The sequence below is a fragment of the Mesorhizobium sp. M0522 genome (assembly GCF_040321085.1).
Lineage (GTDB): Bacteria > Pseudomonadota > Alphaproteobacteria > Rhizobiales > Rhizobiaceae > Mesorhizobium.
In genome coordinates this window covers 36,212-49,346 of the sequence record NZ_JAMYQW010000017.1, presented here as the reverse complement: position 1 = coordinate 49,346, position 13,135 = coordinate 36,212, and the positions used below count along the sequence as shown (strand labels likewise).

The 13,135-nt window shown below is 62.6% G+C and carries 11 protein-coding genes, 1 other RNA gene and 1 pseudogene; 9 read left to right on the top strand and 4 right to left on the bottom strand.

What is annotated here, in order from left to right; translation table 11 throughout:
- Positions 1-78: 78 nt before the first annotated feature.
- The 3 genes from NKI58_RS19025 to NKI58_RS19015 form a co-directional block, all read right to left on the bottom strand.
- Positions 79-744: a class I SAM-dependent methyltransferase gene (locus NKI58_RS19025; protein ID WP_023676783.1), complete on the bottom strand. Its 666-nt coding sequence runs from the start codon at positions 742-744 to the stop codon at positions 79-81.
- Positions 741-1,988 carry a BtaA family protein gene (locus NKI58_RS19020; protein ID WP_352786641.1) on the bottom strand — a complete coding sequence of 416 codons (1,248 nt, stop codon included), beginning with the start codon at positions 1,986-1,988 and terminating at the stop codon, positions 741-743. The genes NKI58_RS19025 and NKI58_RS19020 overlap by 4 nt, the downstream gene beginning before the upstream one ends.
- Before the next feature lie 82 nt (positions 1,989-2,070).
- Positions 2,071-5,946: a hydantoinase B/oxoprolinase family protein gene (locus NKI58_RS19015; RefSeq protein WP_352826654.1), complete on the bottom strand. Its 3,876-nt coding sequence runs from the start codon at positions 5,944-5,946 to the stop codon at positions 2,071-2,073.
- A 181-nt stretch (positions 5,947-6,127) separates the two neighbouring features.
- On the opposite strand from NKI58_RS19015, the gene NKI58_RS19010 reads away from it, so the two are divergent.
- From NKI58_RS19010 to NKI58_RS18980, 7 genes and pseudogenes are all read left to right on the top strand, one after another.
- Complete coding sequence (locus tag NKI58_RS19010) at positions 6,128-6,334, top strand: hypothetical protein (protein ID WP_352853594.1); 207 nt, start codon at positions 6,128-6,130, stop codon at positions 6,332-6,334.
- Positions 6,335-6,531: 197 nt separating this feature from the next.
- Positions 6,532-7,251, top strand: coding sequence for a TerB family tellurite resistance protein (locus tag NKI58_RS19005; protein WP_352456180.1), 720 nt, complete (start codon positions 6,532-6,534; stop codon positions 7,249-7,251).
- Positions 7,248-8,015, top strand: a complete 768-nt coding sequence (locus tag NKI58_RS19000; protein WP_352570490.1) for an N-acetylmuramoyl-L-alanine amidase — start codon at positions 7,248-7,250, stop codon at positions 8,013-8,015. The genes NKI58_RS19005 and NKI58_RS19000 overlap by 4 nt, the downstream gene beginning before the upstream one ends.
- A 185-nt stretch (positions 8,016-8,200) precedes the next feature.
- A complete protein-coding gene (locus NKI58_RS18995; protein ID WP_352570489.1) occupies positions 8,201-8,944 on the top strand; it encodes a lytic transglycosylase domain-containing protein in 744 nt (247 codons plus the stop codon).
- 60 nt (positions 8,945-9,004) lie between these two features.
- Positions 9,005-9,403: RNase P RNA component class A (gene rnpB, locus NKI58_RS18990), an RNA gene on the top strand.
- Positions 9,404-9,554: 151 nt separating this feature from the next.
- Positions 9,555-9,830 carry a type II toxin-antitoxin system ParD family antitoxin gene (locus NKI58_RS18985; RefSeq protein ID WP_352453147.1) on the top strand — a complete coding sequence of 92 codons (276 nt, stop codon included), beginning with the start codon at positions 9,555-9,557 and terminating at the stop codon, positions 9,828-9,830.
- Positions 9,827-10,128: pseudogene (locus tag NKI58_RS18980) on the top strand (type II toxin-antitoxin system RelE/ParE family toxin). Before NKI58_RS18985 ends, NKI58_RS18980 begins: the two are co-directional and overlap by 4 nt.
- Before the next feature lie 4 nt (positions 10,129-10,132).
- On the opposite strand, the gene NKI58_RS18975 reads toward NKI58_RS18980, so the two are convergent.
- Entirely contained in the window at positions 10,133-11,248 is a 1,116-nt protein-coding gene (locus NKI58_RS18975) for a cystathionine gamma-lyase (RefSeq protein ID WP_352786639.1), read from the bottom strand.
- A 399-nt stretch (positions 11,249-11,647) separates the two neighbouring features.
- Between NKI58_RS18975 and mraZ the strand changes: the two genes are divergently transcribed.
- Positions 11,648-12,106, top strand: coding sequence for a division/cell wall cluster transcriptional repressor MraZ (gene mraZ / locus NKI58_RS18970; RefSeq protein WP_352570487.1), 459 nt, complete (start codon positions 11,648-11,650; stop codon positions 12,104-12,106).
- Entirely contained in the window at positions 12,103-13,134 is a 1,032-nt protein-coding gene (gene rsmH, locus NKI58_RS18965) for a 16S rRNA (cytosine(1402)-N(4))-methyltransferase RsmH (protein WP_352826653.1), read from the top strand. Before mraZ ends, rsmH begins: the two co-directional genes overlap by 4 nt.
- Position 13,135 lies beyond the last annotated feature (1 nt).

Genomic DNA, 13,135 nt, shown 5'->3' with positions numbered 1-13,135 from the left:
ATTTAGCCAATTAACTGATTTCAGCCACGGCCCTCATTTAGGATTGGGGCCCCAAAACCTTCCACGGCAAAATTGATATTAGATGGCGATCTTGCTCACGGCGAGCCAGCTGTAGCCGCGATAAAGTGTTTTGAATCGAACGCTTGCGCCAACTCTTGCAGATTCCGAATCCAGAATCGCGCGCAACGATTGACGCGGCTCGACGTGGAATTTTTTCAGCCAGCCGCGCAACAGCTTGCGGAACCAGCTGGGCAAGGCTTCCTGCTGGCCAAAATCGACGACATGCAGCGAGCCACCCGGTGACAGAGCAGCAAGAGCCGCGGATACCGTCTTTTCCCAGCCGGGGATCATCGACAGCGAATATGAGACAAAGACGCGGTCGAAACTTTCGACGCCGAACAGCGCTTTCGCGTCGAAATTCGTGGCATCGCCGCGCGCCAGCGTGACGCGGCCGGAGAGGCCTTCGCGCGCGAGGGCGGCAGTGGCCGTCTCCAGCATCTCGGCCGAAATATCGAGGCCGAAGAAGCGCGCGCCGGGATAGCGGCGGGCGGCGAGGATGATGTTGCGGCCGGTGCCGCAGCCGAGCTCGAGCACGGTGCCGCCGGCCGGCACATCCAGTCCGGCGATAAGCCGGTCGCGGCCCAGCAAATAATATTTGCGGGTCAGGTCGTAGATATGACGCTGCCAGCGGTAGACGCCGTCCATCAGTTCGGCATGGCTGGCCGGCAAGTCGGTCGTGCTCATGCGGACCGCTTCACATAGAGATGGAAGCCGCCATAGATGGCCGAGCGGTCGCGCGCCGAAAACTCGCGCGAGGCGTCGTTCTCGTAGCGCCACTGATCGAGCAGCGAATTCGAGACGCGGCCGGGCAGCAGGCTGGGTTCCGCTGCGGTGCGGAAGATGACGCGGGCGCCGGTGGAGGCGGTTCGGGTGATCTCGGCCCACAACTCGTTGAGCTGGTCGTCGGTCATCCAGTCCTGTGCATCGAGCAGCACGAAGCGATCCACCGAGCCGGCATCCTTGCGGGCAAGGAACTCGATCAGATTGGCGTGGTGGATGGCAACGCGATCGACATTGTTGCGGATCGTCTTGTAGTTGCGCTTTTCGAGATAGGCGGGCAGGGCGGCCTCGCCCGGATTAGGGTAGCGGCGGGCGAAAGCCTGCCAGGCGAAATAATTGGTCTTCAGCGGAAAATCGCAGGCGAGCTTTTCCAGTCGTGCCTTCAGCACGCTGGCCATGGTGCCGTCACCCGAGGTGATCAGCGAATCGTACTGGGCCGGCGGAATGCCGAGGCCGAACAGCGAAGCCTTTCGCGAGGTCGCCCATTTCAGCAGCGGTTTTTCGAAGACCGGCGCCAGCTCTTCGTCGAAGAAGCGGCGCTGATCGGCGATGGTCTTGGCGTCCATGATTCCGGCCGGGTCGACGCCGAAGAATTTTGCGGTGCGATGGCCGATCGCAATGAACAGGCCAAGCAGGCCGGTCTGGTAGAAATTGCGGTCGAAGACGGCGATGCGGCGACGGCCGCGCCAGTTGCGGCGCTCCCAATAATGGCGGCTGACCGGGTCGAGATGCGGTGCGATGAAGCGATCGTAGGCCTGTGAATTGTGCCCGGTCTCAGCCGCGCCGAAGAAACGGAACAGGTCGCCCTGCGACGGCAGGTGACGGACGGCTTCGAGCTTCATGCGGTTCAGCGCGATATGGGCAGCGTTGAGGTCGACGGCATCGATCCTTTCCGGCGAGCGGGTGAGATAGGCAAGGATGTTACAGCCGCCGGAGGCAATGGTGACGATGCGGTGGCCCGTCCCGAGCTGCATCGCGTCCATGTCGATTTCGGGGTCTTCCCAGATCTGCGGATAGACGAGGCCGGAGAACAGGAAGGCGAACAGGCGCTCGGAGATGCCGGCTTTCGACAGCGGGCGGTTCTGGTAGACGGCCTTGCCGACTTCCTTGCCGCGGCGAAAAACCAGGTCCCCAGAAATGTCCGTCATGGCAAGGCGATTCCCCGTTTGCTTTGCCGCAAGCGGGTAGCGCAGGGTGATGACAGGCCAGTGACAGCCTGTTGACGCGAGTTCAGGCCTTGCCAAATCCACCTGGGGTCGGCGTCGTCACGATGACCGCCTCGCCAGCGTCGAGGATGGTCTGATCGCAGGCTTTCAGCGTCTCGATCGCGCCGGTCTTGCGGCGGACCTTGGTCGAACCGGCCTCGCCATCGCCGCCTCCGTCCAGTCCCCGCGGCGGGCGGTTGCGATGCGAGGACAGGATCGCGCATTCCATTTTTTCGAGGAAGCGGATGGTGCGCCCGGTGCCGTCGCCGGCATTCCATTTGCCTTCGCCGCCGGAGCCTTCGCGGATATGAAAATCCTCGAGCAATACCGGGAAACGCAGTTCCAGCACTTCCGGATCGGTCAGGCGCGAATTGGTCATATGGGTGTGGACGCCGGAGGTGCCGGCAAAACCGCGGCCGTCGTTCATCCGGCCAGCCGGCGAGCCCGAGCAGATCGTCTCGTAATACTGGTACTGCTTGTTGCCGAAGGTGAGATTGTTCATCGTGCCTTGCGCATTGGCCATCGCGCCCATGGCGCCGAACAGCGCGTTGGTGACATGCTGCGAGGTCTCGACGTTACCGGCGACGACTGCCGCGGGATAGGCGGGCTTCAGCATCGAGCCGTCGGGAATGACGATGTTGATCGGCCGCAGACATCCGGCATTCATCGGGATGTTGTCTTCGACCATGACGCGGAAGGCATAAAGCACAGCGGCTCGGGCGACTGGCTCTGGCGCATTGAAATTGTTCTTCATCACCGGCGACGTTCCGGTGAAGTCGACGGTCGCTTCGCGCTTCCGCCGGTCGACCGATATCTTCACCTTGATCATTTGGCCGGTGTCGGTCGGATATTCGTATTCGGAACTGTCGGGCAGCCGCTCCAGAACGCGGCGCACGCTTTCGGCGGCATTGTCCTGGACATGGCCCATATAGGCTTCGACGACATCGAGGCCGAAATGCGCGACCATCTTGCGCAGCTCGGCGACGCCCTTTTCGTTCGCGGCGATCTGCGCCTTGAGGTCGGAGATGTTCTGGTGCGGATTGCGCGCCGGGTAGGGGTGGTTGGTGAGTAGCGTCTCCAGGTCCTTCTCGCGGAACCGGCCGCGATCGACGATGCGGAAATTATCGAACAGCACGCCTTCCTCGTCGACGGTTGTGGCAAGCGGCGTCATCGAGCCGGGCGCGGTGCCGCCGATGTCGGCATGATGGCCACGCGAGGCGACGTAGAAGAGGATCTCCTCCCCCCTCGAGGGGGAGGTGGCGGCGAAGCCGCCGGAGGGGGTCGTTGCGGCAGTGCTCGACGCATTTGTGGTGCCTTCTGCGAGGACCCCACCCGGCCGCTTCGCGGCCACCCTCCCCTCAAGGGGGAGGGAAAACACCGGCGTCACCACTGTGATATCAGGCAGATGGGTGCCGCCATTGTAAGGTGCGTTCAGCGCAAAGACGTCGCCGGGGTGAATGTCGCCGGAATTGAGCCGGATGATGGTCTCCACCGAGCGGTCCATCGAGCCGAGATGCACCGGCATATGCGGTGCGTTGGCGACCAGCGCGCCATTCCGGTCGAAGACGGCGCAGGAGAAATCGAGCCGCTCCTTGATGTTGACGGAATAGGCAGTGTTTTGCAGCGTTACGCCCATCTGTTCGGCGATCGACATGAACAGGTTGTTGAAGACCTCCAGCATCACCGGATCGGCTTCGGTGCCGAGTGCGGCCTGTCGGCGCTTCTTCTCGACGCGCCGCATCAATACGTGGTCCTTGGCGGTGATCTCGGCCTGCCAGCCCGGCTCGACGACAATGGTCTGGTTCGGCTCGATGATCAAAGCAGGGCCGGCGATCTTGTTACCAGGCTTCAGCGTTTCGCGAGGGAAGATGCCGGCGTCGCGCCAGACGCCGTCGACAAAGATTTTCCGGTTCCCGGAAGGACTTGCGGCCATGTCTTCAACAACTGAATTGCTTTCGTCGCGGCCGGTGCCGCCGGTATCGGTACCCTCGACGCCGACCGATTCGACGATCATCGGCTTGTCGTCGTAGACGAAACCGAACTGCGCCTTGTGCGCCAGTTCGAAGTCCGCCTTGGCCTGCGCAATCGAGCCGTGCCCGAAGTTCACAGGCAGCGCGGTATCGGTGCCGTCGTAGCGGATCTGCAGCACCGGTCTCGAGGCGACCGCGTCTTCGCTGATGCCTTGCGCGGCGAGTTCGTCGATGACGGCTTTGCGCAGCGTTGCGATGAGTTCATCGATCGCTGGCCCGGAATTGTCCGCCAGCGGCTTCAGCAGCGCCTGCTGGCGTGACGCAAATACAGAGGATAGGCCGATGCCGTATGCCGAGAGCAGGCCTGAGAAGGGATGGATCAGCACCGCCTCCATGCCGAGCGCATCGGCGACCAGGCAAGCGTGCTGGCCGCCGGCGCCGCCGAAGCAGTTCAGGAGGTATTCGGTGACATCGTAGCCGCGCTGCACCGAAATCTTCTTGATGGCGTTGGCCATGTTTTCGACGGCGATGGTGATGAACCCTTCGGCGACGGTTTCCGGCGAGCGGCCGTCGCCGATCTCGGCGGCAAGTGCGGTGAATTTTTCGCGAACCGTCTGGACGTCGAGCGGTTCGTCCTGGCCCGGTCCAAAAATAGCCGGGAAGAACTCGGGCTGCAGCTTGCCCAGCATGACATTGGCGTCAGTGACGGCCAACGGGCCGCCGCGCCTATAGGCGGCCGGGCCGGGATTGGCGCCGGCCGAATCCGGCCCGGCGCGAAAGCGGCCGGCCTCGTAATGGAGGATCGAGCCGCCGCCTGCAGCAACGGTGTGGATGCGCATCATCGGCGCGCGGATGCGCACGCCGGCGACCTCGGTGTCGAAGGCGCGCTCGTAGTCACCATCGTAATGGGCGACATCGGTGGAGGTGCCGCCCATGTCGAAGCCTATGACTTTGCCGAAACCGGCGAGTTTTGCCGTCTCGACCATGCCGACGACACCGCCGGCCGGGCCGGACAACAGCGCATCCTTGCCCTGGAACATGTCGGCGGCGGTGAGGCCGCCCGACGACATCATGAACATGAGGCGAGGGCTTTCCCTCCCACTTGAGGGGAGGGTGGCGGCGAAGCCGCCGGGTGGGGTCGGCTCGACTGGGTTCGACACTCTGGCGGTGCCTTCTGAGATGACCCCCTCTGGCTGCTGCGCAGCCATCTCCCCCACAAGGGGGGAGATTGGCGCGGCACCCAGTTCCGCCGCAACCCTTTGCACATACCTTGCCAGGATCGGCGACAGATAGGCGTCGACCACCGTGGTGTCGCCACGGCCGACCAGCTTGATCAGCGGCGAGACCTCGTGACTGACCGAGACCTGCGAGAATCCGAGCTTTCGACAGACTTTGGCGACCGCCTTTTCGTGCTCGGGATGTTTCCAGGCATGCATGAAGACGATCGCGACCGCATCGATGCCATCCGCCTTGGCTTGCTCAATAGCCGGGCGTACCGAAGCAATGTCGAGCAGGCGCTCGACACTGCCGTCGGCGCGAACCCTTTCGTCGATCTCGACGACACGCTCATAGAGCTGTTCGGGAAGGATGATCTGCTTGGCAAAGATATCGGGCCTGGCCTGATAGGCAATCCTCAGCGCATCGCGGAAGCCTTTGGTGATGAGCAGCAGCACACTGTCGCCCTTGCGCTCGAGAAGGGCATTGGTGGCAACCGTGGTGCCCATCTTGACATCGCCGATCAGAGCGGAGGGGATTGGAGCGCCGGGTTGGACGCCGAGCAGCTCGCGAATGCCCTGGATGGCAGCGTCGGCATAGGCTTCGGGATTCTCGGACAGCAGCTTGCGCGGGTTGAGCGCGCCTTCCGGGTCCCGACCGATGACGTCGGTGAAGGTGCCGCCACGGTCGATCCAGAAATCCCATTTTGCGGTCATGGCAGTGGCTCCCGGGATTTTCCCTGTTCGATCTGTTAGCTCGCGAGGCCCTGACCGGCAATCGTCAAGTGATTGGAATATGTTACAGGCAGAAATGCAACGTTACGAAACTCATGCGCAGCTTACGCATTGTGTCCTCGACCGCCGCCGGTAACGGAGGCGTGATTAGAGGAGAGATATCATGAAGAAACTCATTCTTGCGTCGGTGTCGGCGCTTGCGTTGCTTGGCCTTGCCGCCTGCAGCAACAGCGGCACCGACAACACCACGACGCAGAGCACCAACCCGCCGGCATCCGACCAGACGATGAAGCCGGCTGCTCCTGACGCCAGCAAGCCTGCCGAGCCGGCTCCGGCTCCGGCGCCTGCGCCGGCTGCTCCGGCTCAGTAGTCAATGTGACAACCAAGGAAAGGCTGGCCTCATAGGCCGGCCTTTCTGCTGCTTACGATGCCAGCGCCTGGCGGCCGAGTGCGACGACGTGAGCGCTGGCGCCAGCCGCCTCAGGCATTGCGCCAAATCGATTGGGCCAGCCCCTGCGTCACTGTCTTGGCTTGATAGCGATGGGTGGTTAGCCCTATGAAGCCCCCATGTCGATTTGGGACCGCCTTGGTGACTTCGTCACACGCGTTTCATCTTCAGCGTCGTCAGGCGTCGCCGAAGTGGTCGAGGCCGTGCGCACGGTTTTCTCCGGCGATGCCGATCTGCGCCGGCGCGTCGCCTTCTCGGTGGCGATGATCGCCCTGTCGGCCAAGATGGCCAAGGCAGACGGCATCGTCACGCAAGACGAGGTGCGCGCCTTCCAGGAAATATTCGAGGTGCCGAAGGAACAGAGGCGCAATGTGGCGCGGCTCTACGATTTGGCCAAACGCGACATTGCCGGTTTCGAGACCTATGCCGAGCGGATGGCGCAGCTTTGCGGTTCGGGCCATTCGAACTGCCTGATGCTCGAGGACATACTCGACGGGCTGTTCCACATCGCCAAGGCCGACGGGCTGGTGCATGAGCGCGAGGGCCAATTCCTGCATCGCATCGCCGAGATATTCCGCATCAATGAGGCGCATTACCAGAGCATCCTGGCCCGGCATGTCGATCTGGGTGCCGCCGATCCCTATGTTGTGCTCGGCATCGAGCGTGGGAAGCCGTTCGAGGAGGTCCGCAGGCGTTACCGCAAGCTGGTCTCCGACAATCATCCGGACCGGCTGATCGCACGCGGCCTGCCGCAGGAATTCATCAAGATCGCGACGACCAGGCTGGCGGCGATCAACGCGGCCTATGAAATGATCGAGCGAGGCCTGCGGCACGCATGAGCGGCTTTCCGCCCGATGAGCCGAGCGCCGAGGTCAGGGTATCGCCGAATTTCGGACCACGGCGCGGGACGCTCGGACCCGATATGATCGTGCTGCACTACACCGGCATGGCTACCGGCGCCGGTGCCGAGGCATGGTTGTGCGATCCGGCAAGCGAGGTCTCGTCGCACTACCTGGTCCATGAGGACGGCCGAATTGTTCAGATGGTAAGGGAAAGCGACCGCGCCTGGCATGCCGGCAAGAGCTCGTGGTTCGGACAGAGCGACATCAACTCCTGTTCGATCGGCATCGAGATCGTCAATCCGGGGCATACGCTCGGCTATCGCAACTTTCCAAAACCGCAGATCGACGCGGTGATCGGCCTGTGCGCTGGGATCATCGAGCGCCATTCCATTCCGGCGCAGCGGGTGCTTGCCCATTCCGACGTGGCACCGGGGCGAAAGGTCGATCCAGGCGAGAAATTTCCATGGAAGGCCTTGTTTGCTGCCGGTATCGGCCATGTTGTGCCGGCAGCACCGATCCGGCGCGGCGCCGTGCTGAAGCCAGGCGATACCGGCGCCGAGGTAGAGGCGCTGCAGTCGATGCTGGCGCTCTATGGTTATGGCGTCGAGATCACCGGCACTTTCGACCGGCAGACCGAAATCGTGGTCGAGGCATTTCAGCGGCATTTCCGGCTGCGCCTGGTCGATGGCATGGCTGACGGATCGACGATCCGCACGCTGGAAAGGCTGCTCGCTTCCGTAAGGATAGCCTCTCTCAAATAATCTTTTGCCAGCTTAAAAGTTACAATCTGTTACTCAAAGTGACTTGCGTCGCCTTCTTTGGCGCCAATTCCGTCGTCAAAGGCGATCCGTACAGATTGTCGGACGTCTATCCCCCAAGATGTTCCGATGTTGATTGAGGGTATCTGCGCGAAGTTCTTTGTGCAGATCAAACAGAACAGGATCACATGCAGAAATTGACCGTTTTAACGGCAGCCATTGCTGCCGGCGTAATGACTTTTGCCTTCAGTGCGGCGAACAGCGCACCGCTGAGCCAGCGGGCCGATCAGGGCTTCAGTGCCGCAGCCGGCAAAACCGCCATGCCGAAGGGTGGTGCAAAAGTAGAGAAGACCGCCACCGCAAAAGTGGAAAAAGCGGCCGCGGTAAGGACGAAAAAGCCAGTCTCCGCGAAAAGGCCAACCGCTGCGAGAAAGACAATCGCCAAACAGCATGTGAAGCGTAACCGCAAACGCATCGACCGCATGGCAACGGCGTCAGTCGCTCCGAAGAGCAGGCCAGCGCCTCAGGCGGTGGTTGTCGGCGGCAGCGGACAGTATTCGGCGATCATTGCGCGTTATGCCGCCAGCTATGGCGTCCCGGTGTCGCTCGCCAACGCCGTCATCAAGATCGAAAGCAACTACCAACCGAACCAGGTCGGCAGCGCCGGCGAGATCGGCCTGATGCAGATCAAGCCGGCGACGGCAAGGATGATGGGCTATAGCGGTTCGGTTCAGGGTCTCTACGATCCCGATACCAACATCAAATACGGCATGAAGTACCTTGCCATGGCGCGGGATCTCGGCGGCGGCACGACCTGCGGCACGATCCTGAAATACAATGCCGGCCACGCCGCCACACGGATGAACCCGGTGTCCGCAGCCTATTGCGGCAAGGTCAAGGTGCAGCTGGCAGCACTTGGAGCGCCCGCCTGACAAGCGACAACTTGCCTTTTTCGTTTGCGTTTTCGGGCCTGAACCCCTTTATACGCCTTGCCAGCTGGCCGGGCGGCCGCACCGGCGAAGCCGAAAGGCTGCGGGTGAGGAAAGTCCGGGCTCCATGGAGACACGGTGCCGGTTAATGGCCGGCGGGGGCGACCCCAGGGAAAGTGCCACAGAAAGCAAACCGCCACGATCTAATCGTGGCAAGGGTGAAAGGGTGGGGTAAGAGCCCACCGCGCGACTGGCGACAGGAGCGGCACGGTAAACCCCACCGGGAGCAAGACCGAATAGGGGCGGTGCGAGGGGAAACCCTCGAGGGCTGTTTCCGGCTCACCGTCCGGGTAGGTTGCGTGAGGCGTATGGCAACATGCGCCCAAGATGAATGGCCGCCACGTTCTCGCCCCGTAAGGGGCGAGGGCCATACAGAACCCGGCTTACAGGCCAGCTGGCAGTTTTCCCTATAAAGGAAATCTCCTGATATCAGCAGGTTGCGTCTTCGGGCGCAGCAGTTGATTCAGTTTTCGACCCGCAATCGAGCGCGACATTCCTTGAAAATGGTGCGATTAAATCGTACCATTTGGATGACGGTATTCAGGAGCGCGTCATGGGACAGGTCGATAAACGCAGCATCACGCTGTCGCCGGAACTGGCCGCGGCAGTCGACGACGTGGTCGCCGCCGGCGAATATGCCTCGGCGAGCGAGGTGATCCGCGACGCGCTGCGGCAATGGAAGGACCGGCGCGACCTGCTCGGCTACACGGTCGAGGAATTGCGCAAGCTGGTGCAGGAGGGGATCGACAGCGGACCGGGACGGTTTGCGTCGATCGACGAAATAAAGGCCGAAGCGCGGAGACGATTGAAACCCGACAGCGCGGCATGAATTTGCTGCCCATCATCCGAACCGCAAATGCGGAAGAGGATTTGATCGCGATCTGGATTCATGTTGCGCAAGACAACGAGGCTGCAGCCGATCGATTGCTCGATCGGATCGAAGCCCGCTGGCAACAAGTGGCCACTTATCCTTCTCAGGTGCCCCGCGCGAAGACATCGCGCCCGGCATCCGTCACCTGATCGTCGGCGAATACCTCACCCTGTACCGCGTCAGTGAAGAGGCGATCGAAATCGTTCGCGTGCTGCACGGCCGGCGCAAGATCGCGGCCGACGATCTGAGTTCGTGATTGTTCAGCCACCGATAGCGTCTAGCGATGCCTCGATCGCCTGCCAAAGTTCTTCCACCGGTTCGCAGCCGACCGACAGGCGAACGAAGCCGGGCGGAACGGCGTCTCCCCTTTTTGATCGCCGTTCGGCCGAGGTGTGTACGCCGCCGAACGACGTCGCTGCCTGCATCAAGGCGCAGTTGTTGATGAAATCCTCGGCCTTGTCCTCCGAGGCGAGCACGAAGGAGATGAGAAAGCCAAAGCGCTCCATCTGGGCGCGGGCAAGATTGTGCGATGGGTCACTCTCCAGTCCCGGAAAGCGCAAGCCGCTGATCGCGCGATGGTTTTTCAGCCGTCGCGCTATCATTTCGGCGGAAGCGCACATGCGGTCGAAGCGCACGTCCAGCGTTTCGAGGCCGCGATGCACCAGCCATGCCTCGAACGGCCCGGGGATAGCGCCCGACGTCTCGCGCCAGTCGGTCACCCTCGAGATAATGTCCGCGTCGCGGCTGGCGACATGGCCGAACAGCGCATCGGAATGGCCGTTTGGTGCCTTGGCATCGGCAGCAATGACGATATCTGCGCCGAGATCGAGCGGGCGCTGGCCGAAAGGCGTCATCGTCGTGTTGTCGACCACAAGCACCGCACCCGCTCTATGCACGGCCTCGGCGACGGCTGCGATGTCGCATATGTCCAGTCCTGGGTTGGCGGGCGTTTCGACGAAGGCAAGCCGATACCCATCGAAGCCGCCGTCGAGGAAGCTCGATGTTGGCCGGACATCATAGGCGACGCCGAAGGACTTCAGGAAGCGCTCTGCCAGCGCTCTCGTCGTGTGATAGCCGTCGGACGGCAGCAGGATACGGTCGCCGGCTTTGAGCAGGCCGAAAAATACCGCCGAGATGGCAGCCATCCCCGAGGGAAAGGCGACGCATGGGGCGTCTTCCAAATGCGCCAGCATGTGCTCGACCGCATCCCAGGTCGGATTGCTGAAGCGGCCATATTGATCGAAGCCGGTGGCGTCGCCGGGCGCATGAAAGATGGCGGCCATGGTCAGGGGCAAGGGGATCGGGTCGCCCTTGGCCAGCCCGCCGCGGCGCAGATGGGGAAGTGCCGCGGCGCGTGACTTGGCTGTTTCGAACATGATTTCAAACCTCGTGACCGGAAAAGGAGATGCCGAGGCTATGCGCGGCAGCGATCCGCAGCAAGTCGGCTCCGGTTGGGCCACACGGCTCTAAACGCTTCGTTAGGCTTAATAGACGATAAAGACGGGAGTGCCGTCAAAGCTGCTCTCCCCAGTCGTGGCAGGCGCGTTTTGAAGACTGTTCCCGTTGACGCCCATAACACCCCATGATATCCCATTCCGATACTCAAGCCTTCGTTCCGTGTCAGGGTGAAGCGTACGCCAACCGGGCAGCCGCGGCGGCTGCGCGTTTGCCTGCGTTCGCCCGAAACGAAGTGGGTTTTGGACGCCGACCGGGCTGGGGCGGCGCGGACAGGAAGATGCAGAGGGGTGCGGCGGCGCAAGCGGCCGTAACGCGTAATGGACCGGTTTCTGTCGAACGCGGTGAACAGGATCGATGCGAAGGGACGGGTGTCCGTGCCTGCGCATTTCCGTGCCGTTGTGCAGAAACGCGGCTATTCGGAACTTTATGCGCTACGCTGCCTGGATCGCCCGGCGATGGATGTCGGTGGGCTCGACCTGCTCGATCGCTACGAGCAGCGTATCGCCCAGGAAGACCCGTTCCTGCAGACGGCGGACGACATGTCGTTCTTCTGCCATGGCGATGGAACGTTTCTGAAGCTCGACCAGGACGGCCGTATCACGATGAGCGATTTCATTCGCGAGCATACCGGCATTTCAGCGGAAGTGGCCTTCGTTGGCCGCGGCAATTTCTTTCAGATCTGGGAGCCGGGACGGCTCAGCGCCTATGGGACGGAAGCACGTGCCCGGCTTTTGCAGCTTCGGCAGGGGACGAAGCCCGGGGAGCGGCTGGAATGATGGCGGGCGACGGCGATGAAGTTCATGCCGCTGGCGGACCAGCCCGTCACATTCCGGTCCTCCTTGCCGAAGTTCTGGAGGCGCTGGCGCCGACAAAAGGCGAGGTGATCGTCGACGGCACGTTCGGTGCCGGCGGCTACACCAAGGCCATTCTGGCAAGCGGAGCCTCGGTCGTCGCCATCGACCGCGATCCGGATGCGATCGCGGCGGGGCGGGCCCTTGAACAGCAGTCCGGCGGCAAGCTCAGGCTTGTCCAGGCACCGTTCTCGACGCTCGACGAGCAGGTTGAAAGTGCCGATGGCGTCGTGCTCGACATCGGCATCTCCTCCATGCAGATCGACCAGCCGGAGCGCGGCTTTTCGTTCCGGGCCGATGGACCGCTCGACATGCGCATGGCGCAGGCGGGCCTGAGCGCCGCCGCCGTCGTCAACACCTTCAAGGTGGGCGATCTTGCCCGCATCTTCGGTTTTCTCGGCGAGGAACGCCATGCCGGGCGCATCGCCCGCATGATCGAGAGCCGTCGCGAAAAACGCCCCTTCGAGCGCACGCTCGACCTTGCCGATGCCATCGAGACGCATATCGGTCGCGCGCCGAAAGATAAGATCCATCCGGCCACCCGCGTTTTCCAGGCGCTGCGCATCTTCGTCAATGACGAACTCGGCGAACTGGCCAAGGCACTGTTTGCCGCCGAGCGCGTGCTGAAACCGGGCGGGCGGCTTGCCGTGCTGACCTTCCATTCCCTCGAGGACCGCATCGTCAAGCGCTTCATCGCCGACAGAGCCGATTCAGCGACCGGATCGCGGCACCTGCCCGAGGCGCGGGCGCGCACCGCCACCTTCACCAAGAAGGGCGGCGGCGTGACACCTGGCGATGCCGAGATAACGGCAAATCCGCGGGCGCGCTCGGCAAGGCTGCGCGCTGCGATCCGTACAGAGGCGCCGGCGCGCGCCGGCGATTTTTCGATTTTCGGCCTGCCAAAACTGCCTGGCCCAAAGCTTCCCGGCGCCGATCGACCGGGAGAGAGGTGAG